The sequence below is a fragment of the Streptomyces sp. NBC_00876 genome, assembly GCF_045207435.1.
Taxonomy (GTDB): Bacteria; Actinomycetota; Actinomycetes; order Streptomycetales; family Streptomycetaceae; genus Streptomyces.
In genome coordinates this window covers 6,225,136-6,246,261 of sequence record NZ_CP108800.1, presented here as the reverse complement: position 1 = coordinate 6,246,261, position 21,126 = coordinate 6,225,136, and the positions used below count along the sequence as shown (strand labels likewise).

General features: G+C 71.0%; 18 protein-coding genes. 8 read left to right on the top strand and 10 right to left on the bottom strand.

The features are described 5' to 3' along the window. Positions 1 to 57: 57 nt before the first annotated feature. Positions 58 to 2,550 carry an ATP/GTP-binding protein gene (locus OG782_RS27635; RefSeq protein WP_406455398.1) on the bottom strand — a complete coding sequence of 831 codons (2,493 nt, stop codon included), beginning with the start codon at positions 2,548 to 2,550 and terminating at the stop codon, positions 58 to 60. Between the two features lie 225 nt (positions 2,551 to 2,775). Between OG782_RS27635 and gabT the strand changes: the two genes are divergently transcribed. Both gabT and OG782_RS27625 read left to right on the top strand, forming a co-directional pair. After that, the gene (gene gabT / locus OG782_RS27630) at positions 2,776 to 4,116 is read left to right on the top strand and encodes a 4-aminobutyrate--2-oxoglutarate transaminase (RefSeq protein ID WP_406455396.1); all 1,341 of its coding nucleotides are present in this window, start codon (positions 2,776 to 2,778) and stop codon (positions 4,114 to 4,116) included. Between the two features lie 168 nt (positions 4,117 to 4,284). After that, positions 4,285 to 5,103, top strand: coding sequence for a phosphatase PAP2 family protein (locus tag OG782_RS27625; protein WP_406455394.1), 819 nt, complete (start codon positions 4,285 to 4,287; stop codon positions 5,101 to 5,103). Here the strand turns inward: OG782_RS27625 and OG782_RS27620 are convergent. From OG782_RS27620 to OG782_RS27585, 8 genes are all read right to left on the bottom strand, one after another. Then, complete coding sequence (locus tag OG782_RS27620; RefSeq protein WP_406455392.1) at positions 5,054 to 6,880, bottom strand: chitinase; 1,827 nt, start codon at positions 6,878 to 6,880, stop codon at positions 5,054 to 5,056. The genes OG782_RS27625 and OG782_RS27620 overlap by 50 nt on opposite strands. A gap of 132 nt (positions 6,881 to 7,012) precedes the next feature. Next, complete coding sequence (locus tag OG782_RS27615; protein ID WP_406455391.1) at positions 7,013 to 7,468, bottom strand: hypothetical protein; 456 nt, start codon at positions 7,466 to 7,468, stop codon at positions 7,013 to 7,015. Positions 7,469 to 7,608: 140 nt separating this feature from the next. Next, positions 7,609 to 9,024, bottom strand: coding sequence for an NAD(P)/FAD-dependent oxidoreductase (locus OG782_RS27610; protein ID WP_406455389.1), 1,416 nt, complete (start codon positions 9,022 to 9,024; stop codon positions 7,609 to 7,611). A 23-nt stretch (positions 9,025 to 9,047) separates the two neighbouring features. Beyond that, complete coding sequence (locus tag OG782_RS27605; RefSeq protein ID WP_406455387.1) at positions 9,048 to 9,848, bottom strand: ABC transporter permease; 801 nt, start codon at positions 9,846 to 9,848, stop codon at positions 9,048 to 9,050. Further along, complete coding sequence (locus tag OG782_RS27600; protein ID WP_406455385.1) at positions 9,848 to 10,780, bottom strand: ABC transporter permease; 933 nt, start codon at positions 10,778 to 10,780, stop codon at positions 9,848 to 9,850. Before OG782_RS27600 ends, OG782_RS27605 begins: the two co-directional genes overlap by 1 nt. After that, complete coding sequence (locus OG782_RS27595) at positions 10,777 to 11,925, bottom strand: ABC transporter ATP-binding protein (RefSeq protein WP_406455383.1); 1,149 nt, start codon at positions 11,923 to 11,925, stop codon at positions 10,777 to 10,779. Before OG782_RS27595 ends, OG782_RS27600 begins: the two co-directional genes overlap by 4 nt. Positions 11,926 to 11,978: 53 nt before the next feature. Continuing rightward, positions 11,979 to 13,229: a PotD/PotF family extracellular solute-binding protein gene (locus tag OG782_RS27590; protein ID WP_406455381.1), complete on the bottom strand. Its 1,251-nt coding sequence runs from the start codon at positions 13,227 to 13,229 to the stop codon at positions 11,979 to 11,981. A gap of 43 nt (positions 13,230 to 13,272) precedes the next feature. Beyond that, positions 13,273 to 14,787 (bottom strand): gamma-aminobutyraldehyde dehydrogenase, encoded by a 1,515-nt coding sequence (locus OG782_RS27585; RefSeq protein WP_406455379.1) that lies wholly within the window; start codon positions 14,785 to 14,787, stop codon positions 13,273 to 13,275. Positions 14,788 to 14,994: 207 nt separating this feature from the next. Between OG782_RS27585 and OG782_RS27580 the strand changes: the two genes are divergently transcribed. Beyond that, a complete protein-coding gene (locus OG782_RS27580; RefSeq protein WP_406455377.1) occupies positions 14,995 to 15,564 on the top strand; it encodes an NADAR family protein in 570 nt (189 codons plus the stop codon). A 103-nt stretch (positions 15,565 to 15,667) separates the two neighbouring features. On the opposite strand, the gene OG782_RS27575 is transcribed toward OG782_RS27580, so the two are convergent. Next, on the bottom strand, positions 15,668 to 16,462 hold the full coding sequence (locus OG782_RS27575; protein ID WP_406455375.1) for a DUF4190 domain-containing protein: 795 nt from the start codon (positions 16,460 to 16,462) through the stop codon (positions 15,668 to 15,670). 123 nt (positions 16,463 to 16,585) lie between these two features. Between OG782_RS27575 and OG782_RS27570 the strand changes: the two genes are divergently transcribed. From OG782_RS27570 to OG782_RS27550, 5 genes are read left to right on the top strand one after another with little or no spacing between them, the layout of a single operon-like run. Next, a complete protein-coding gene (locus OG782_RS27570; RefSeq protein ID WP_406455373.1) occupies positions 16,586 to 17,620 on the top strand; it encodes an adenosine deaminase in 1,035 nt (344 codons plus the stop codon). A gap of 24 nt (positions 17,621 to 17,644) precedes the next feature. Next, positions 17,645 to 18,349, top strand: a complete 705-nt coding sequence (locus OG782_RS27565; RefSeq protein ID WP_406455371.1) for a glycerophosphodiester phosphodiesterase — start codon at positions 17,645 to 17,647, stop codon at positions 18,347 to 18,349. Positions 18,350 to 18,386: 37 nt separating this feature from the next. After that, positions 18,387 to 19,220: an SAM-dependent methyltransferase gene (locus tag OG782_RS27560; protein ID WP_406459317.1), complete on the top strand. Its 834-nt coding sequence runs from the start codon at positions 18,387 to 18,389 to the stop codon at positions 19,218 to 19,220. Between the two features lie 9 nt (positions 19,221 to 19,229). Beyond that, positions 19,230 to 20,435: a sensor histidine kinase gene (locus OG782_RS27555; RefSeq protein WP_406455369.1), complete on the top strand. Its 1,206-nt coding sequence runs from the start codon at positions 19,230 to 19,232 to the stop codon at positions 20,433 to 20,435. After that, entirely contained in the window at positions 20,432 to 21,097 is a 666-nt protein-coding gene (locus OG782_RS27550) for a response regulator (RefSeq protein WP_406455367.1), read from the top strand. Before OG782_RS27555 ends, OG782_RS27550 begins: the two co-directional genes overlap by 4 nt. The last annotated feature ends 29 nt before the right edge of the window (positions 21,098 to 21,126 follow it).

The window sequence follows — 21,126 nt, the reverse complement described above, 5'->3', positions numbered from 1 at the left end:
GCAGAGTCCCTGTCACCGCCGCCGGGCCGCCCCCGCGGCTGCTCCCGCGTAACTCCGTCAGTCGCCCAGGCGTACCAGGAGCGGTGCGACGTGCTCCCCGTCGACCGTGGCCAGGGAGAGCACCGCGTGCCCGGCCGGCAGCTCGTACGTGAGCCCGGAGGCGGACCACCGTTCCCGCTCGACCTGGCGCACGGTCACCGCGTCCGTGGTCACTGCCTTGCCGGTGGCCATCTTCCGCAGGGCGTGCATGGCACGGGTGAGCGGCTGGTCGGCGAAGACGCCGTGCTGGGCGACCTCGCGGACCTCCACCCATTCCTTGCCCCATGCCTCGGCGAAGCGCTTGCCGTCCCAGGTGGTGATGCCGGGGAAGGCCATGGTGCAGCCGACGGCGCCGAGCAGCGCGGTGTGCAGCCCTTCGGGTACGTCGTCCAGGGTGCGCAGGGCGAGGACCGCCCCGGCGTTGACGGAGCGCAGCCGCCGGATGCCCCGGACGGTGGTGGCGGTCATGGTGTGGGTCGCGTCGTCCAGGACCAGGCAGACGAAGAGCGAGCGGTCGGTGCGGGCCGCGGCGATCGCGTTGAACTGGGCCAGGACGAGGCGGGCCAGCACCCGGGACGCCTCGGCGTGGGCGCGTTCCGGCAGGTCGAGGCGGACCCGCATCGGGTGCTGCTCCAGGGAGCGCAGCGAGAACGGGCGGGCCTCGCCGCCGGTGGCGAAGAATCCCGCGAAGGCCGGCCGGTCGAGTACGGCGATCCGGTCGGCGAGCACGGCGGCCGGATCGCCCGCGCCTCCCGCCTGCCGGGCCCTGGCGTCCAGTTCCCGCAGCATCGTGTGGTGGCCCGCCGCCTCCAGGGCCTGCCGCAGGCCGTCCAGCGCGGTGGCGGAGCCTTCGAGGAGTTCGCGCAGTTCGGGCACGGCGGGGAACCTGCCGTGGACGGTGCGGTAGGGGCCGAGCAGCTGGCCCAGTGCGGTCGCCGCGCGCCGGGTGTCCAGGCCGGGGACGTCACCGGCCAGGCCCTCCGCGAGGGCCGCCGCGGCCTCGTCGGGGTCGGTCGTGCCGCCGTACAGGTCGAAGTCGTGCACGGACGCGGGGTCGCCGATGCGGATGACGACGTCGTAGGCGTCGTCCGGGCCGAGCCGGTCGCCCGCCCCGCCGACGGCGAGCACGGCGGCCTGGCCGGTGAGCGCCCGCAGGGCCAGGGATTCAACGACGGGCCGCACCACCCGGTCCGTCTTGCCCGAGCCGGGTGGCCCGACGGCCAGCAGGGAGGTGCCCAGCGACGCGGGTTCCAGCGCCATGCCCGAGCCGCGGCGCGCGTAGGGGTTGCGCGGGTCGTCGGCGCAGTCCCCGATCCTGACCTGACCGGTGAGCGGGTCGTGCACGGCGGTGCGCAGGGGCACGTCCCGGCGGCCGGAGGGGTGGAGGTAGGCCTCGGGGCCCTTTCGCAGCACGGTTTCGGTGAAGGCCGAGCGCCGGTCGGGGCGGGTGCGGGCGGTGTCCCAGGCGTGGCGCAGCCGTACGCAGTCCACATCGTTCATCCGGCCGTGGTGCACCGCCGCCGTGAGCGCTTCCGCGGCGTCCGTGTTTCCGGCGGCCCGCAGTTCGGGCCACTGGGCCCTGGACGGGCCGGTGGCCTGCGCGGGGGAGGTCGTGGGGGTGCGGGGGGCGCTGTCGCGGCGGTTGCGGGCCAGGAGGGGGGCGAGTTCCGTGGACCACTGGCCGGTTCGCGCGAAGGGCCAGACGATCGCGGTGCCGATCAGGGCGTAGAGCACGATCGAGACGAGGAGGGCCGCGTACTGGTTGCCGCCGCCCTGCATCCAGCTGGTGGGGACAGCGGGCAGGATCACGTCCGCGAGCGGCACCCGGCGGGTCCAGACGAGCCACAGGGCGAGCACCGCGCCGGAGGCGGAGAGCACAAGCCTGGCCCGGCCGGTGCGGTCGCCGGCGAAGTAGCGGAAGACGCCGGCCCACCCTCCGAGCCGGGCGGCCCAGAAGCCGAGGGCGAGGACCAGGACCTGGTAGTAGAGCGTGGTGGAGTTGACCACGAGCGCGGGCGCGTCGTCCCGCAGGCCGCCGAACACCCACCATTCGGGCCCGGTGATGATCTCGATCGGCTTGGACACGTAGGGCACCGCGCGCTCCGTGAGCAACAGCCACAGCACGATCCAGAGGCCCAGCGTGGCGGCCGGGCCCACCAGCGAGGGGCGCGCCGGCCGCTCGTCGGGCCGTGGCACGTAGGAGTACCGCCACACGCCGGGGCCCGCTGCCGGGCGGGGCGCGTTCAGCCAGTCCGCCGTCGAGGCACGGGTGCCCGCGGCCCGGAACTGCGCGGGGGGTGTGGCCGGGGGCGCGGCGGGCGGCTTCGGAACGGCCGGCGGCCTGGCGGGCGGCACCACGGCGGGAGGGAACGCGGCGGGAGGGAACCCGGGCGGAGCGGAGGGCGGCGGTCCGGCCGGGTGCGGCACCGGGCTCCCGGGCCCGCCGGCACGGTCGTCGGGCGGCTGCGCACCCCGCGTGCCCCACGCACCGTACGTACCGTCGTTGTCCATGAACCGTTGCCCCCTGACCAGCCTGGTCCGACCGCTGCACCGGTCAATCTAGTGCCTCGCCCGGCCGTTGAAGGGGCCTGCGCCCATGCCGTCCCCCGTGCCGTCTTCTGTCCGTCGCGGACAAGGACACGCCCGTCACCACTCCCGTTCGGAGCATGCCGGACCCCCGCTCGCACCCCTAGCCTGCAGAAACAGAAGCGTCCGAAACACCCCCAGGAGCCCCGCATGACCGCAATCCCGCAGGAGCGCCGCGTCGTCACTGCCATTCCCGGCCCGAAGTCGGTGGAGCTGCAGGCCCGCCGTCTGGCGACGGTCGCCGCAGGTGTGGGCTCCACGCTGCCGGTGTTCACCGCCCGCGCCGGCGGCGGGATCATCGAGGACGTGGACGGCAACCGTCTGATCGACTTCGGTTCCGGCATCGCCGTGACGTCCGTCGGCGCCTCCGCCGAGGCCGTCGTGCGCCGGGCGTCCGCTCAGCTCGCGGACTTCACCCACACCTGTTTCATGGTCACGCCGTACGAGGGGTACGTCGAGGTCTGCGAGCGGCTCGCCGAGCTCACGCCGGGTGACCACGCGAAGAAGTCCGCGCTGTTCAACTCGGGCGCCGAGGCCGTCGAGAACGCGGTGAAGATCGCCCGCGCCTACACCAAGCGCACCGCGGTCGTCGTCTTCGACCACGGCTACCACGGCCGGACCAACCTCACGATGGCGCTGACGGCGAAGAACATGCCGTACAAGCAGGGCTTCGGCCCGTTCGCCCCCGAGGTCTACCGGGTGCCGGTGGCGTACGGCTACCGCTGGCCCACCGGTGCCGAGAACGCCGGCACCGAGGCCTCCGCCCAGGCCATCGACCAGATCACCAAGCAGATCGGCGCGGACAACGTCGCCGCGATCATCATCGAGCCGGTCCTCGGCGAGGGCGGCTTCATCGAGCCGGCGAAGGGCTTCCTGCCGGCGATCGCGCAGTTCGCCAAGGACAACGGCATCGTCTTCGTCGCCGACGAGATCCAGTCGGGCTTCTGCCGGACCGGCCAGTGGTTCGCCTGCGAGGACGAGGGCATCGTCCCGGACCTGATCACGACCGCCAAGGGCATCGCGGGCGGCCTTCCGCTCTCCGCCGTGACCGGCCGCGCCGAGATCATGGATGCCGCGCACGCCGGCGGCCTCGGCGGCACGTACGGCGGCAACCCGGTCGCCTGCGCGGGCGCTCTCGGCTCCATCGAGACGATGCGCGAGCTGGATCTGAACGGGAAGGCGAAGCGCATCGAGGAGGTCATGAAGGGCCGGCTCGCCGCGATGCAGGCGAAGCTGCCCAACGGAGACCTCATCGGTGACATCCGCGGCCGTGGCGCGATGATCGCGATCGAGCTCGTGAAGTCCGGCACGAAGGACCCGAACCCGGAGGCCGCCGCGCAGCTCGCGAAGGGCTGCCACGCCGAGGGCGTCCTCGTCCTCACCTGCGGCACGTACGGCAATGTCCTGCGCTTCCTGCCGCCGCTGGTGATCGGCGAGGACCTGCTGAACGAGGGCCTGGACGTGCTCGAGCAGGCGTTCGGCCGGCTCTGATTCCGTCGGGTTCCCGGCTGATTCCGCGCGGTTCCCTCGGGTGGCACGGCGTTTCCTCCGGGGATGGCCGGTGCCCGCGTGAGGGCCTGTGAAGAAGGTGTGCGGGGGCGATGGCGGGATACGGTTCCAGCTGTCGGTCCCGCACCGCCTGACGTACGGTTTCCGCAGATGAGAGAAACACCCCGCCCGCAGGGGACTGCGGGCGATACCGGGTCGGAGCTTCCGCAGCGCCGTCCTGGTTGTGCCTTCGCGCACGCCACTGGAGCCTCCGGCTCCGGAACTCCTCACCGATCGGATGGCCGCCCGCCCCACACCCCCCGGGGCGCGCGGCACACCGGTCCGACCGTCCGTCCCGGAACAACCCCCCCTGTTCCGGGACGGACGGCTCTTCTCGTTTCCGTGGTGTCGGGCCTGCTTGCCCTCTTCGCGCTCACCACCTGGCAGATCGCGTCCGACGGCCCGCTGCGCGGCCTCGACGAGCGCACCGGCCGGGCCCTGGTCGGGCACGGCGGCGCCGGGTTCACCGAATTCCTCGCCGATCTCGGCAATACGCAGGTCGCGCTGCCGGTGCTGGGCTGCGCGATCGTCTGGTCCCTGGTGCGCGGCGCGCGCCGTGAACCGCTGTGCGCGGCCCTCGCGATGGCCGCGGTGCCGCTGCTCGTCGTTCCGCTCAAGGACTGGATCGCCCGCCCGGGACCGCTGACCGGCGCGACCGGCTACTACCCGTCGGGTCACGCGGCCACGGCGGCGGTGGCGTACGGGGCCGCGGCGCTGCTGCTGGCCCCGTACGCGAGGCGTGCGTGGATGATGCCCGTCGCCGCCGTCCTGCCGACGGTGGCGACGGGCATCGGTCTGGTGCTGCGCGGCTATCACTGGCCGCTGGACGTGATGGGCAGCTGGTGTCTGTGCGGGGTGCTGCTGGTGGTGCTCGGGCTGGTCAGCCGCCGAAGTAGGCGTCGAAGTTCTTCGAGAACTCCCAGTTGTTGAAGCGGTCCCAGTTGACCGACCACGTCATCAGTCCGCGCAGTCCCGACCAGGTCCCGTGTGTGGCGTAGGAACCGCAGTCGGTCTTCTTCGTCAGGCAGTTCAGCGCCTTGGTGACCTCGGCGGGCGAGGTGTGGCCGTTGCCCGCCTGGGTGGAGGCCGGCAGGCCGATGGCGACCTGGTCGGGGCGCAGACCCGGGAAGATCTTCGTCTGGTCGCCCGCGACGGGGAACCCGGTCAGCAGCATGTCGGTCATCGCGATGTGGAAGTCGGCGCCGCCCATGGAGTGGTACTGGTTGTCCAGACCCATGATGGAGCCCGAGTTGTAGTCCTGGACGTGCAGCAGGGTGAGGTCGTCGCGCAGCGCGTGGATCACCGGGAGGTAGGCCCCGGCGCGCGGGTCCTGGCCGCCCCACGGGCCCGATCCGTAGTACTGGTAGCCGAGCTGCACGAAGAAGGTCTCGGGCGCCATGGTGAGGACGAACTTCTCGCCGTACTTGGCCTTGAGGGTCTTCACCGCGGAGATCAGGTTGACGACGACCGGTGTGGTGGGGCTGCGGAAGTCGGTGTCACCCGTGTTCAGCGAGAGCGAGTGGCCCTCGAAGTCGATGTCCAGGCCGTCCAGACCGTACTCGTCGATGATCTTGCTGACCGAGGAGACGAAGGTGTCGCGGGCGGCGGTGGTGGAGAGCTGCACCTGGCCGTTGGCGCCGCCGATGGAGATCAGCACCTTCTTGCCCGCGGCCTGCTTGGCCTTGATCGCCGCCTTGAACTCGGCCACGGACTCGACGTTCGGGCACTCGGTGACCGGGCAGAGCGAGAAGCGGATGTCGCCGGAGGTGACGGAGGTCGGCTCGCCGAAGGCCAGGTCGATGACGTCCCAGGAGTCGGGCACGTCCGCCATCCGGGTGTAGCCGGATCCGTTGGCGAAGCTGGAGTGCAGATAGCCGACGAGCGCGTGGGCCGGCAGGCCCGCGCCGCCGCCCCCGCCACCGCCCGCCGTGGTGGTGGCGGAGACGGCGGCGGACTTCGCGGACTCACCCGCGGAATTGGTGGCGGTGACCTGGAAGCTGTACGCGGTCGAGGCGGTCAGGCCCGTCACGGTCGCCGAGGTGCCGGTGGCGGAGAGGACCTTGGTGCCGCCCCGGTAGACGTTGTAGCCGGTGGCGCCCGTGGCGGCGGTCCAGGACAGCGGGACCGAGGAGGCGGTGGCCGTGCCCGCCCTGAGACCCGCGGGGACCGCCGGGAGCGCGACCGGGTCGCCGCCGGGACCGACGAGGCTGAGGTCGTCGGCGTAGTAGGCGGGGGTGCCGTACCAGCCGTGCGTGTACACGGTGACCGAGGTGGTGGACGGGCCGGTCTTGAAGGTGGTGGTGAGCTGCTTCCAGTCGGCGGCGGACTGCGTCCAGGTGGACACGTCGGTCGTGCCGGTGCCGTCGGCGCCCAGGTAGACGTAACTGCCCTGCACCCAGGCGCTCAGCGTGTACGTGGAGTCGGGCTTGACCCGGACGGCCTGGGAGCACTTGGCGTTGTCGCTGCCGGCCGGGGTCGCCTTCAGCGCCGAGGTGCCGCCGTGCACGGGTGTGCTGACGGCTGCTCCGCTGCCGCCCGTACAGTTCCAGCCGGTCAGACCGGCCTCGAAGTTTCCGTTGCTCGCCAGATCGGCGTCGGCCGCGGCGGCGCTCGGCGCCGTGGCCGCCAGGCCGCCGGCGGCCAGCAGGGCGGCCGAGAAGGCGGCCAGAAGTCCGGTCATGCGGGCGGGGGGTCCCGTGCGTTCCACAACGGCCTCCGTGCAGGGGGGAATTGAGTGTGGCGCACAACATGGTCCAGACCAATCGGGTTGTCAAGACCTCTGGCATCGCCGGACCCCCACAAGACGGGGCGGAACGGGTCGCATCGGACCCGGGAGCACTCATTCGCCCGCCGCCGCGCCCCCCGCTGCCTCATGCATCGCGAGCTCCAGCAGCGTGGCGTCGGTGAGCGTGCCGGAGCCGTCCGGCGGGATCAGCCAGCGCACCGGGCCCGCGGCCGCCCGCCCCGGATGGGGCACCACGATCCAGGTGCCCCGGCCCGCGCCCCGCACCCCCGTCCCGACCCAGCGGGCGACGGTGCCCGGGGGCACGAAGAAGCCCAGGCGGGCGTCGCCGAAGTCGGAGAGGACCGGCCCCGGCCGGTCGATGAGCCGGGTGAGCACATCGAGCGTCGGATAGCCCAGCTCCCCCGGAAGAATCAGCACGTCCCAGCGCCGGCCGGCGGGAAGGAGCGCGATCCCCCGGGGACTGCGCTCCCATTCCCACCGGCAGGCGGCAGGATCCGGTGCCACCGAAGTGAGCCACTCGACTGCTGCCTTGATCCCCGAGCCAGTCATGGCCGGCCTCCCGTTCCGTGTCGCACCGGCAGGGAGTTGCCGGTGCGTTCACCCGGGAGACAGGGGTCGGGCCGATCCATTACGCGGGTTCGGCTACCAATCAGTAGTGAACTGGGTCACGCCGTCCGCGCCCGCGTGGCTCAGCTGTCGAAGCCGAGGCCCATGCGGTCCATCGTGCGCAGCCACAGATTGCGGTGACCGCCGTTGTCGTCCGCCGCGGCCATCGACCGCTTCGTGAGCTCGATGCCGGCCCAGGCCAGCGGCTCCGGCGGGAACGGCATCGGCTTCTTCCGCACCATCTCCAGCTCGGTCCGCTCGGTCCGCTCGCCCGCGAGGAGGTCGAGCATGACATCGGCGCCGAACCGGGTGGCTCCGACGCCGAGCCCGGTGAATCCGGCGACGTAGGCGACGCGCCCCTGATGGGCCGTTCCGAAGAATGCGGAGAAGCGGGAGCAGGTGTCGATCGCACCGCCCCAGGCATGAGTGAAACGCACGCCCGCCAATTGCGGGAAACACTCGAAGAACTGCCCGGCGAGTTTCAGGAACGTCTCGGGACGCTGGTCGAGTTCGGCGCTGAGCCGGCCCCCGTACGGATAGATCGCGTCGTATCCGCCCCACAGGATCCGGTTGTCCGCGGAAAGCCGGAAGTAGTGGAACTGATTGGCGCTGTCGCCGAGCCCCTGCCGGTTCTTCCAGCCGATGGCGGCGAGCTGGTCCTCGGTCAGCGGCTCGGTCATCAGCGCGTAGTCGTAGACCGGGACGGTGTAAGGGCGCACGCGCTTCACGAGCGAGGGGAAGATGTTCGTGCCGAGGGCGACGCGGCGGGCGAGGACCTTTCCGTACGGCGTGCGGACCGCCATTCCGGTTCCGGTTCTGGCCAGTTCCAGCCCCCGGGTGTGCTCGTAGATCCGCACACCGAGGTCGAGACAGGCCTGCTTCAGGCCCCAGACCAGCTTGGCCGGATGCAGCATCGCGACCCCGCGCCGGTCCCAGAGGCCGCCCAGGAATGTCGGTGAGTCGACTTGCTCGCGCAGCGCGTCGCGGTCGAGGAACTCGGATCCGCCGAGGCCGTTCCGCTCGGTCTCCTGGTGCCATTCCCGCAGCTCTTCGAGCTGGTGGGGCTGGGTGGCGACATCGATCTCGCCGGTGCGCTCGAACTCGCAGTCGATGGAGTAGCGGGCGACGGCCTCCTCGATGGCGTCGAGGTTGCGCGCGCCCAGCTCCTCCAGCTTCTTGATCTCGTCCGGCCAGCGCTCCAGCCCGTTGGACAGGCCGTGAGTGAGGGAGGCGGCACAGAATCCGCCGTTGCGGCCCGAGGCGGCCCAGCCCGTCTCGTGCCCCTCGATCAGTACGACATCGCGTTCCGGTTCGCGCTCCTTGGCGAGCAGCGCGGTCCACAGTCCGCTGTAGCCGCCGCCGATGACGAGGAGGTCGCAGCGCTCGTCCCCGATGAGCGCGGGAAGAGCCTCGGGCCTGCCGGGATCGTCGAGCCAGAACGAGACCGGCTTCGCGTCGGCGAGTGATTGTGCGGCAATACGCATGGCAGCTGGGGCCATGGTTTCCAACTCCTTCGGGACTTTCAGGGTTGTGCGTTCTTCCGCCGGTTCGCGATCAGCTGGCCGACGAGAACCACCAGTACCGCAATGATGAACATCGCCGTACCGATGACGTTGATCTGCACGGGCGTGCCGCGCTGTGCCGAACCCCAGACGAACATGGGGAAGGTCACGGTGGAGCCCGCGTTGAAATTGGTGATGATGAAATCGTCGAAGGAGAGCGCGAAGGCGAGCAGCGCTCCCGCGGCGATTCCGGGGGCGGCGATCGGCAGGGTCACCCGCAGGAAGGTCTGCACGGGCCCGGCGTACAGATCGCGGGCCGCCTCCTCCAGCCTCGGATCCATCGACATGACGCGTGCCTTGACGGCCGTCACGACGAAGCTGAGGCAGAACATGATGTGGGCGATCAGGATCGTCCAGAAGCCCAGCTGCGCGCCCATGTTGAGGAAGAGCGTGAGCAGCGAGGCGGCCATGACGACCTCGGGCATCGCCATCGGCAGGAAGATCAGCGAGTTGATCGCGCCGCGCGCCCGGAAGCGGTAGCGGACCAGGGCGAACGCGATCATCGTGCCGAGTGCGGTCGCTCCGATCGTGGCCCAGACGGCGATCTGGAGGGAGAGCGAGAGCGAGCCGCACATGTCGGCGACGCCGCAGGGGTCCTTCCAGGCGTCCAGCGAGAAGCGCTGCCAGGAGTAGTTGAAGCGCCCGTTGGGCTTGTTGAAGGAGAACACCATGACGACGATGTTCGGAAGGATCAGGTAGGCGAGGGTCAGCAGACCCGCGATGACGATCAGATGGCGTCGCAGCCAGCGCAGTACGGGCATCAGACCAGGTCCTCCGTCCCGGAGCGGCGGATGTAGACGGTGACCATGATCAGGACGACCGCCATGAGGATGAACGAGAGCGCGGCCGCCGTCGGATAGTCGAGGACGCGCAGGAACTGGGTCTGGATGACGCTGCCGACCATCTTGGTGTCGGTGGACCCCAGCAGTTCCGCGTTGACGTAGTCGCCGCTGGCCGGGATGAAGGTCAGCAGGGTTCCGGAGACGACGCCGGGCATGGAGAGCGGGAACGTCACCTTGCGGAAGGTGGTGGCAGGGGTGGCGTACAGGTCCCCGGCCGCCTCGTGCAGCCGGCCGTCGATGCGCTCGAGCGAGGTGTAGAGCGGCAGGATCATGAACGGCAGGAAGTTGTACGTGAGGCCGCAGACCACCGCCATCGGGGTGGCCAGGACGCGGTTGTTCTCCGTCCAGCCGAGCCAGCTGGTGACGTCCAGGACGTGCAGCGTGTTCAGTACGTCGACGACCGCGCCGCCGTCCGCCAGGATCGTCTTCCAGGCGAGCGTACGGATCAGGAAGCTGGTGAAGAACGGTGCGATGACCAGCACCAGCACCACGTTGCGCCAGCGGCCGGCCTTGAACGCGATGAGGTAGGCGAGCGGGTAGCCGAGCAGCAGGCACAGGATCGTCGCGGTGCCCGCGTACAGCAGGGACCGGATGAACTGCGGGTAGTAGTCGGCCAGCGCGTCCCAGTACGTCTGGAAGTGCCAGGTGACCTCGAACCCCTTCTCCAGGGATCCCGTCTGTACGGAGGTCGAGGCCTGGTAGACCAGCGGCAGCGCGAAGAAGACGACGAGCCACAGGATGCCGGGAAGCAGCAGCCAGTAGGGGACGAGGCGCTTGCGGGTGGAGGGTTTGCGCAGTTCGGGCTCCGGTGCGGGTGCCGGTGCCGGTGGCGCTTCCTTGGTGAGACTCACGCCGCGTCCTCCACCGTCTCCACACCGGCGTCGATGTCCTGGGCGGCATCCAGGCCGAAGGTGTGCGCCGGGTTCCAGTGCAGGACGACCTCGGCGCCGGGGGTGAGGCCGGTACGGGATTCGACGTTCTGCTCGTAGACGTGCAGCGCCTTGCCGGCCGGGCTCTCGACCACGTACTGCGTGGAGACGCCGATGAAGCTGGAGTCGACGATCCGGCCGGTGACGCGGTTGCGGCCGTCCGCTATCGCGTCGGCCTCGCCGGCGTGGGCGAGCGATATCTTCTCCGGGCGGATGCCGAGCAGCAGCTTGCTGCCCGTCCCGGTGGGCCCTGCGCACCGGTCGGCGGGCAGCCGGAGCCTGTCGCCGCCGGCCGCCACGACGAGGTCCGTGCCCGAGGAGACGACTTCGCCCTCGATCAGGTTCGAGGTGCCGAGGAAGTTGGCGACGAAGGTCGTCTTCGGGTTCTCGTACAGATCGGCGGGGGCGCCGAGCTGTTCGACCCGGCCCCCGTTCATCACCGCGACGGTGTCGGCCATGGTCATGGCCTCCTCCTGGTCGTGGGTGACGTGGATGAACGTGATGCCGACCTCGGTCTGGATGCGCTTGAGTTCGAGCTGCATCTGGCGGCGCAGCTTGAGGTCGAGGGCGCCGAGGGGTTCGTCGAGCAGCAGCACCTGCGGGTGGTTGATCAGGGCGCGGGCGACGGCGACGCGCTGCTGCTGGCCACCGGAGAGCTGATGGGGCTTGCGCTTCGCGAAGTCGCCGAGCTGGACGAGCTCCAGCATGTCGTCGACCTGCTTCTTCACCGATTTGATGCCGCGCCGGCGAAGTCCGAAGGCGACGTTCTCGGTGATGTCGAGGTGCGGGAAGAGCGCATAGCTCTGGAAGACCGTGTTCACGGGCCGCTTGTACGGCGGCAGGCCGGTGATGTCGCGGCCGCCGAGGGTGACGGTGCCGGTGGTGGCCTCCTCCAGGCCCGCGATCATCCGCAGGGTGGTGGTCTTGCCGCAGCCGGACGCGCCGAGCAGCGCGAAGAAGGAGCCCTGCGGGACGGTCAGATCGAGCGGCTGTACGGCGGCGAAGGAGCCGTACGTCTTGCTGATCCCGGTGAGGCGGACGTCGCCGCCTGTCTGCTGCTGTGTCATGGATCGCAGTCCCAGTGGTGTCAGAGGGAGGTCGGGGGAGGAGGGGCCTGGCGTCAGGCGCCGATGAGCTTGGCGAACTTCTCCTCGTACGCCGTCTCTTCCTTGGAGGTGAGGGAGCGGAAGGCGTGGGAGGCGGCAGCCATCTTCTTGTCCGGGAGGATCAGCGGGTTGTCGGCCATCGACCGGTCGATCCTGGCGAGTTCCTCGCGGACGCCGTCGACCGGGCAGACGAAATTGATGTAGGCGGCGAGCTCGGCGGCGACCGGTGGCCGGTAGTAGTGGTCCATCAGCTTCTCGGCGTTCGTCTTGTGCCGCGCCTTCACGGGGACCAGCATGTTGTCACTGGATATGACATAGCCCGCTGCCGGGATGGCGTATTTGATGTCGGGATTGCCGGCCTGGAGCTGGATGATGTCGCCTGCCCAGGCGACGCAGGCGGCGATGTCGCCCTTGTCGAGATCCGCGGTGTAGTCGTTGCCGGTGAAGCGGCGGATCTGGTTCCGGTCGACGCCCTTCTGGAGGCGGCCGATCGCGGCGTCGTAGTCGGCGTCGGTGAAGGTGCCGGGGTCCTTGCCCATGTCGAGCAGGGTCATGCCGATGGAGTCGCGCATCTCCGAGAGGAAGCTGACCCGGCCCTTGAGTTCGGGATCGTCGAGGAGCTGGCTGACGGAATCGATCCTGCGGCCGCCGGTCGCCTTGGAGTTGTAGGCGATGACGGTGGGGATGCCGGCCCAGGGGTAGGAGTATGCGCGTCCGGGATCCCAGTCCGGGGAGCGGAACTGGGACGAGAGGTTGGCGTAGGCGTGCGGCAGGTTCGACGGGTCGAGCTTCTGCGCCCAGCCGAGGCGGACGATGCGGGCCGCCAGCCAGTCCGTGACGCAGATGATGTCGCGGCCGGTGTCCTGACCGGCCGCGAGCTGCGGCTTGATCTTGCCGAAGAACTCGACGTTGTCGTTGATGTCCTCGGTGTACTTGACCTTGATCCCGGTCCGCTCGGTGAACTGCTCAAGGGTGGGCCGGTGCTTGCCGTCCTCCGTGACATCCATGTACTCGGTCCAGTTGGAGAAGTTGACCTGCTTCTCCTCGGCCGAGTGGTCGTCCGATGCGGCCGCCGCGTCGCCCTCACGCTTGGCGGGCGGGATACCGCACGCGCTGAGCGTGCCCAGCCCACCGATCGCGAGCGCGCCGAGGCCTGAGGCGCGCAGCATCGACCGGCGGGTGAGTGCTCCCCTGCCGTTGGTCAGACTCCGGCGTATCGCGGCCAGCTGGGCCGCGGAGAGACGCTCGGGCTCGTACTGCTCCATACGCGTTGCCCTTTCGGGTGGGTGTGCGGCCGGACCGGCCTGGTTATCGGTCCCCGAAGATCGTGCGGTGCCAGTCCTTGCGGGCCACCGCGGTGTTGTCGTACATGACGTGCTTGACCTGTGTGTACTCCTCGAAGGAGTACGACGACATGTCCTTGCCGAAGCCGCTGGCCTTGTACCCGCCGTGCGGCATCTCGCTGATGATCGGAATGTGGTCGTTCACCCAGACACAGCCCGCCTTGATCTCGCGGGTGGCACGGCCGGCCCGGTACAGGTCGCGGGTCCAGGCGGAGGCGGCGAGTCCGTAAGGGGTGTCGTTGGCCAGGGCGATGCCTTCGTCGTCGGTGTCGAAGGGCAGGACGACCAGGACGGGGCCGAAGATCTCGGACTGGACGATCTCGCTGTCCTGGGCGGCCCCGGCGACCAGGGTCGGCCGGTAGTAGGCGCCGTCGGCCAGCTCGCCGCCCGGGATCTCGCCGCCGGTGACGACGGTGGCGTAGGCGCGGGCGCGTTCGACGAAGCCGGCGACCCGGTCGCGGTGGATGTGGCTGATCAGCGGGCCGAGGTCGGTCTCCGGGGCGAACGGGTCGCCGACCCGGACGGTCTCCATCAGCGCGGCGACGCCCTGCACGAAGGCGTCGTACAGCGGCCGCTGGACGTAGGCGCGGGTGGCCGCCGTGCAGTCCTGGCCGCTGTTGATGAGGGAGCCGGCGACGGCTCCGTTGACCGCTGCCTCCAGATCGGCGTCGTCGAAGACGACGAAGGGGGCCTTGCCGCCGAGTTCCAGGTGGAGGCGCTTGACGGTGGAGGTGGCGATCTCCGCGACCCGCTTGCCGACGGCGGTGGACCCGGTGAAGGAGGTCATCACGACGTCCGGGTGGCCCACGAGGTGCTCGCCCGCGTCCTTGCCGGCGCCGGTGACGATGTTGATCACACCGTCCGGGATGCCGGCCTCGGTCGCCGCCTGCGCGAACATCAGCGAGGTCAGCGGGGTGATCTCGGCGGGCTTGAGCACGATGGTGTTGCCCGCGGCGACGGCCGGGAGGACCTTCCAGGCGGCCATCTGGAGCGGGTAGTTCCAGGGGGCGATGGAGCCGATGACACCGATCGCCTCGCGACGTACGTACGAGGTGTGGTCGCCGTCGTACTCGCCGGCGGACTTGCCCTCCAGGTGGCGGGCGGCGCCCGCGAAGAAGGAGGTGTTGTCGATCGTGCCGGGGACGTCGAACTCGGTGGAGAGCTTGACCGGCTTGCCGCACTGGAGGGACTCCGCGTAGGCGAAGTCGTCCGCCTGCTCGGCGAGGACGGCGGCGAAGCGGTGCATCGCCTCGGAGCGCTCGGCCGGGGTCGCCCCCGACCAGCCGGGGAAGGCGTCGCGCGCCGCGGCGACGGCCGCGTCGACATCGGCGGTGCCCGCCAGCTCGTAGCTGTAGACGGTCTCCCCCGTCGCCGGGTTCACCACTTCGTGCCTGCGTCCTGATGTGCCGGACCGCAGCCTTCCGCCGATGTACTGCGCGCCGTCCGCGAAGCGGTCCTGCACCTGGAAGCTGTTGCCCATCACGCTCTCCTCCGCCGCTGTCCCCGCAGACCGGGGGCGGCGTAGCTTCTGCTCGAATTGACTGCCGATCCTGACAGAGGAGACCGAGCCCAACAAGTGATTCCGTTGTTGCCTTTTGGTTACGCGACGGAATCTGTCGACCATGTGTCGTGTCGGTGCGGAATTCCCCGTACGTAGTGTCAGTGGCGGATGCCAGAATCGCGTGTCATGGAACACATCGGGGATGTCGGGCATGTCGCCGGGCGCGTGTCGCTGGGCGGGCGAGTGAAGTACCTGCTGTTCTGGGGGCACCGGCCGCGCCCGGACGGCCGGATCGGCGCCAGCTGCCTCAGTCAGTGGTGGCCCTCGCCGTTCACGGTCGACGGGGTGACGTATGCGTCGGCCGAGCACTGGATGATGGCCGGCAAGGCGCGGCTGTTCGGTGACGCGGAGTCCGCGGAGCAGGCGGTGGCAGCGAAGAGCCCGGCCCAGGCGAAGAAGGTGGGCCGGCTGGTCCGCGATTTCGACGAGAGCCTCTGGGAGCGCGAGCGGTACGGGCTCGTGGTCAAGGGCAGCATCCACAAGTTCGGCCAGAACCCGGAGCTGCGGACGTTCCTGCTGGGCACGGGCGACCGGATGCTGGTCGAGGCGAGCCCGATGGACCGGATCTGGGGCATCGGGCTGGCGGCGGACGATCCGCGTGCGGAGAATCCGGCGACCTGGCGGGGCCTGAATCTGCTGGGGTTCGCGCTGATGGACGCGCGGGCCGCGCTGCGGGACGGGGCGAGCGGCATATGAAACGGCCCGCGGGGCGGCGGGAGCTGATCCCACCGCCCCGCGGGCCGGTTGTGTGCACCGCCGCGCGGCCGAGCTCCGGGGCTGCCGGACCGGCTGCGCCGTGTCAGACGCCGGCCGGGCTCTCCCGCGCCGCATCGACGACCAGGGACAGTGACGTCGACCCGGAGACCGAGCCGCTGTCCTCCTCGAAGTCGTCGGTGGTGACGGCCCAGATGAAGAATCCGAGGAACGCCGCGCTGATGACGATGCCGATCGAGCCGAGGATGATGCCGGCCAGGGCCACACCGCCGTTGTTGGCCTCGCCCCGGCTCGCCCGGCCGCGGCCTATCAGACCGAAGATCAGCGCAAGCACGCCGAGGACGATGCCGAGGCCGTACATGCAGAAGCCCACCACCGCGATGATGCCGAGCACCAGGGAGGCGATGCCCATCCCGTTCGCCGGCTGGGGGCCGCCCCAGGCGTTCTGGCCGTATCCGGGGTAGCCCGGGTAGTCGCCGTACGGCTGCGGCGGTGCTGCCGGGTAGCCGTACTGCGGGGTCGGGGCCTGGGCCGGGTAGCCGTACTGCCCCACGGGCGGCGGGGCCGGCTGCCCGGGGCCGTGCGGTCCGACCGGCGGTGGCGGCACCGCCCCGGGGCCCTGCCAGTCAGCGGGACCGGGCTGCTGACCGGTGTCCGGTGCGCCGAAGCCGGCCGTGGGCAAGGGCCCCGTTCCGGCGCTCGGCATCGAGGTGACCGTCTGCTGGTCGTGCACGGGGGACGGTCCGGGGTGACCGGTTGCGCCGTCCGTCTGCGGGCCGGTGTCCCCGGTGTTCTTGTCCAGGGGCACCCTGTTGTCCGGCGGAGCCCACGGATCGCGCGGCGCGGACCCGTCCGCGGGCCGTTCTGTGTTGTCTGACATGGGCCTCCCCCATCGTGATGCCCGTCATGCTACGGGCCGCCCCCGTCCTACGATGACTCCCGTCCCCTGCCCGGTTCCGCGACGTACCCGGGCCCCGCTCCACCCATGCCCCCGGAGGATCCGATGACCGACCTGCACCCATTCATCGCGGGGCTGCCCAAGGCCGAGCTCCATGTCCACCATGTCGGTTCCGCCTCGCCCCGCATCGTCGCCGAACTGGCCGCGCACCACCCCGACTCCAAGGTGCCCACCGCCCCCGAGGCGCTGGCCGACTACTTCTCCTTCACCGACTTCGGCCACTTCATCGACGTCTACCTCTCGGTCGTGGACCTGATCCGCACGCCGGAGGACGTCCGGCTGCTGACCTTCGAGGTCGCCCGCGACATGGCGCGGCAGAACATCCGCTACGCGGAGCTGACCGTCACCCCCTTCTCCTCCACCCGCCGCGGCATCCCCGAGCAGGCCTTCATGGAGGCCATCGAGGACGCGCGCAAGTCCGCCGAGGCCGAGCTCGGGGTCGTCCTGCGCTGGTGCTTCGACATTCCGGGCGAGGCCGGGCTCGAGGCCGCCGAGGAGACCACCCGGCTCGCCGTGGACCTGCGGCCCGAGGGGCTCGTCTCCTTCGGTCTCGGGGGCCCGGAGATCGGCGTGGACCGGCCGCAGTTCAAGCCGTACTTCAACCGTGCCATCGCCGAGGGTCTGCACTCCGTGCCGCACGCCGGGGAGACCACGGGACCGCAGACGGTCTGGGACGCGCTGACCCACCTGCGCGCCGAGCGCATCGGCCACGGCACCAGCTCGGTCCGCGACCCGAAGCTCCTGGATCACCTCGCCGAGCACCGCATCGCCCTGGAGGTGTGCCCCACCTCGAACATCGCGACCCGGGCGGTGACGGACATCGAGCAGCACCCGGTCCGGGAGATGGTGGAGGCCGGCGTCCTGGTCACCATCAACAGCGACGACCCGCCCATGTTCGGCACCGACCTCAACAACGAGTACGCGGTGGCGGCCCGCCTCCTGGGACTCGACGAGCACGGTCTCGCCGCGCTCGCGAAGAACGCCGTCGAGGCCTCCTTCCTCGACCCGGCCGGCAAGCGCGCGCTCGCCGGTGAGATCGACACGTACACCACGGACTGGCTGGCGCGCACCGGCCGGTGACCCCTCGGTGGTGACAATGGCCCCATGGCCACCTCTGTCACCGCCGTCGCCCATCGCGGCGATCCGTACCGCGTCCGTGAGAACACCCTCCCCTCGATCCGCTCCGCCCTCGAACGGGGGGCGGACGCGGTCGAGATCGATGTCCGCGTCACCCGTGACGGTGTGCCGGTCCTGCTGCACGACGCCACGCTGGAGCGGCTGTGGGGCCACGACCTGCGGCTGGACCGGCTCACCCATCAGGAGCTGACCGAGCTGACCGGGGGCGGTGTGCCGACCCTGCGCGAGGCGCTGCTCGCCGCCGGGGCGCACCGCCTCATGGTCGATCTGCCGGGCGCCACCGACGCGTCCGTGCAGAAGACCGTCGGTGTGGTCCGGGAGTGCGGGGCGGGTGAGCGCGCCTACTACTGCGCGGGGCCCGAGGCGATGCTGCGGGTGCGCGCCGCCGATCCGTCCGCCGAGATCGCGATGACCTGGACGACGCTCGCACCGCCCCGGGCGGCGCTGCTGGACGTGGTGCGGCCGCGCTGGCTGAACTACCGGTTCGGGCTGGTGAGCCGGGAGCTGACGGACCGCAACCACCGGGACGGGCTGCTGGTGTCGGCGTGGACGGCGGACACCGGGCGGACGATGCGCCGGCTGATCCGGGACGGCGTGGACTCCATTACCACCAACCGGATCGACGTCCTGCACAGAATGAAGGCCAAATCCGCTTCCCGCGCCGCCTCTTGATCGGTCCGGCATCATGGACGGCACCGCATCGTCCCCGATGCCGGGCCCGCGCCGAGGAGCAGACGTGACCGTCCCCCGCAGCAACTCCCTTCCTTCCCGCGTCCGTTCCGACATCGCGCACAACGCCCGGGTCTGGAACTACTGGCTCGGCGGCAGTGACCACTTCCCGGTGGACCGGGTGGTCGGCGACCAGGTCACCGGCATGTATCCGAGCATCGGCGAAGTGGCGCGGGCCGACCGGGCGTTCCTGGGGCGGGCGGTGCGGTATCTGGCGGGTGACGCGGGGATCGGGCAGTTCCTGGACATAGGCACCGGCCTGCCGACCGCGGACAACACCCATGAGGTCGCCCAGCACACCGCGCCCGACGCCCGCATCGTGTACGTCGACAACGACCCGATCGTCCTGGCGCACGCCCGCTCGCTCCTCACCAGCTCGCCGGAGGGCGCGACCGAGTACATCGACGCGGACGCCCGTCACCCCGAACAGATCCTGCGGGCCGCGCAGCCGACCCTCGATCTGGAGCGGCCGGTCGCGGTCATGCTGCTGGGGATCCTGAACTTCGTCCTCGACACGGACGAGGCGCTGCGCATCGTCCGGCAGCTGATGGCCGCGGTGCCCTCCGGCAGCTATCTGGTCCTCACCCACCCCACCCTGGAGCTGGGCGGCGAGGGCAACGAGGCGGCGATGCGGTTCTGGAACGAGAACGCGACGCCCCCGATCACCGCCCGCAGCCGTTTCGAGTTCGCCGCGTTCCTGAGCGGGCTCGACGTCGTGGAGCCGGGCATCGTCTCGTGCGCGCACTGGCGTGCCGCCCCGGGCGCGGGCGCGCCCGGGGTCGCCCAGTTCGGCGCCGTCGCGCGCAAGCGCTGACGACGCCCGATGCGTATACGCGACTTCGCGGCGCGGTCGCGGCGGGCCGGTCCCCGCACCGCCGACCTGCTCATCGCCCTGCTGGTCCAGGCCGCCGTGACCATGCCCTTCGTCGTCCCGCGCGCCCCGGAGCTGCCGGACGCGACGTGGACGGCGTACGGGCTGACCACCCTGATGGTGCTGCCGCTGGCCGTCCGGCGCCGGGCGCCGGTCGCGGTCCTGCTCGCCGTGCTCGCGGCGGGCGCCGTGTACCGGTTCACCATCGACGGTCCGGGCCAGCCGCTCCCGTACACCGGCCTGGTGGCCTTCTACACGGTGGCCGAGCTCTCCTCGCCGCCGAAGCGGATCGCCGTCGCGGCGCTCACGGGCCTGGGGGTGCTGGTCTCCGTCGGACTCGACAGCGACGCGCTCAGGGAGCTGCTCTTCTCCCTGTTCGTGTTCGCCGCGGCGTACGCCTTCGGCCGGCTCGCCGTGACGCGCAAGGCCTATCTGCGGGCGGTGGAGGACCGGGCGCGCCAGCTGGAGCTGACCCACCGCATCGAGGCCGAGCAGGCGGCGGCCCGCGAACGGGCCCGGATCGCCCGGGAGATGCACGACATCCTGTCCCATGCGGTGAGCCTGATGATCGTGCAGGCGGAGGCCGGGCCGGTGGCGGTGCGTACGGCTCCGGAGCGTGCCGAGGCGGCCTTCGACGCCATCTCGGAGACCGGCCGGGACGCGATGGTGCAGCTGCGCGGGATGCTCGGCGTGCTGCGCGAGGACGAGGGTTCGCCGGGTGCGCCGCGGGAGCCCCAGCCCTCGCTGGCCGGGCTGCCCGCTCTCGTGGAGCGGGTGCGCGGCAGCGGACTCGCGGTCTCGTACGAGGTCACGGGTATGCCCCGGCCGCCGGGCCTGGCGGTCGAGGCCGCCGTCCACCGGATCGTGCAGGAGGCCCTGACGAACGTGGTCAGGCACGCGGACGCGGCCGCCGCCCGCGTACACCTGGATCACGGCCCCGGTGTACTCGCTCTCACCGTCACCGACGACGGACGCGGCTCCCGGGGCGGCCCCGGGCTCGGGCTCGTCGGCATCCGGGAACGCGCCGCGGCGCACGGCGGCACGGCCGTCACCGGCCCGGGTCCGGGCGGCCGGGGCTTCCGGGTCGGTGTGACGATCCCGCATCCCCGGCCGCGGCCGGAACCAGAGCCGGAACGACGTACAGGAGTGGAAAGTTGACGATCCGCGTGGTGGTGGCCGACGACCAGGAGCTGGTGCGCAGCGGCTTCGCGATGATCCTGGACGCGCAGCCGGACATCGAGGTGGTGGCCGAGGCGGGTGACGGCGCCGCGGCGGTCGAGGCGGTGCGGCGGCTGGCACCGGAGGTGGCGCTGCTCGACATCCGGATGCCCGGCACGGACGGCATCGAGGCCTGCCGCACGATCAGCGCCGGGACCGGCTGCCGGACGGTCATGCTGACCACCTTCGATTCGGACGAGTACGTCTACGAGGCGCTGCACGCGGGTGCGAGCGGCTTCCTGCTCAAGGACGTCCGCCGCGACGACCTGGTGCACGCGGTGCGGGTGGTGGCGGCCGGGGACTCGCTGCTGGCGCCTTCGGTGGCCCGCAGGCTGATCGCCGAGTACACCTCGCGCCCGGCCGCCCGGGCGGTGGCACCGTCGGCGCGGCTGGACGCGCTGACCGCCCGGGAGCACGAGACGCTGCTGCATCTGGCGCGCGGGCTGTCGAACGCGGAGATCGCGGCGGCGCTGGTGGTGAGCGAGCACACGGTGAAGACGCATGTCGGCAATGTGCTGTCCAAGCTGGGCCTGCGCGACCGGATCCAGGCGGTGATCTGCGCGTACGAGTGCGGTGTCGTCACTCCCTCGCCGGAGGGATGACCGGCCGCCGCCTCCCCCGCGCAGGTGAG

Excerpts from the sequence above, each read along its gene's own strand:
- OG782_RS27585 (WP_406455379.1), bottom strand. The coding sequence starts at position 14,787 with ATGGGCAACAGCTTCCAGGTGCAGGACCGCTTCGCGGACGGCGCGCAG.
- OG782_RS27555 (WP_406455369.1), top strand. The coding sequence starts at position 19,230 with ATGCGTATACGCGACTTCGCGGCGCGGTCGCGGCGGGCCGGTCCCCGC.
- gabT (WP_406455396.1), top strand. The coding sequence starts at position 2,776 with ATGACCGCAATCCCGCAGGAGCGCCGCGTCGTCACTGCCATTCCCGGC.
- OG782_RS27635 (WP_406455398.1), bottom strand. The coding sequence starts at position 2,550 with ATGGACAACGACGGTACGTACGGTGCGTGGGGCACGCGGGGTGCGCAG.
- OG782_RS27590 (WP_406455381.1), bottom strand. The coding sequence starts at position 13,229 with ATGGAGCAGTACGAGCCCGAGCGTCTCTCCGCGGCCCAGCTGGCCGCG.
- OG782_RS27615 (WP_406455391.1), bottom strand. The coding sequence starts at position 7,468 with ATGACTGGCTCGGGGATCAAGGCAGCAGTCGAGTGGCTCACTTCGGTG.
- OG782_RS27565 (WP_406455371.1), top strand. The coding sequence starts at position 17,645 with ATGGCCACCTCTGTCACCGCCGTCGCCCATCGCGGCGATCCGTACCGC.
- OG782_RS27610 (WP_406455389.1), bottom strand. The coding sequence starts at position 9,024 with ATGGCCCCAGCTGCCATGCGTATTGCCGCACAATCACTCGCCGACGCG.
- OG782_RS27575 (WP_406455375.1), bottom strand. The coding sequence starts at position 16,462 with ATGTCAGACAACACAGAACGGCCCGCGGACGGGTCCGCGCCGCGCGAT.
- OG782_RS27625 (WP_406455394.1), top strand. The coding sequence starts at position 4,285 with ATGAGAGAAACACCCCGCCCGCAGGGGACTGCGGGCGATACCGGGTCG.
- OG782_RS27570 (WP_406455373.1), top strand. The coding sequence starts at position 16,586 with ATGACCGACCTGCACCCATTCATCGCGGGGCTGCCCAAGGCCGAGCTC.
- OG782_RS27595 (WP_406455383.1), bottom strand. The coding sequence starts at position 11,925 with ATGACACAGCAGCAGACAGGCGGCGACGTCCGCCTCACCGGGATCAGC.
- OG782_RS27560 (WP_406459317.1), top strand. The coding sequence starts at position 18,387 with ATGCCGGGCCCGCGCCGAGGAGCAGACGTGACCGTCCCCCGCAGCAAC.
- OG782_RS27580 (WP_406455377.1), top strand. The coding sequence starts at position 14,995 with ATGGAACACATCGGGGATGTCGGGCATGTCGCCGGGCGCGTGTCGCTG.
- OG782_RS27605 (WP_406455387.1), bottom strand. The coding sequence starts at position 9,848 with ATGCCCGTACTGCGCTGGCTGCGACGCCATCTGATCGTCATCGCGGGT.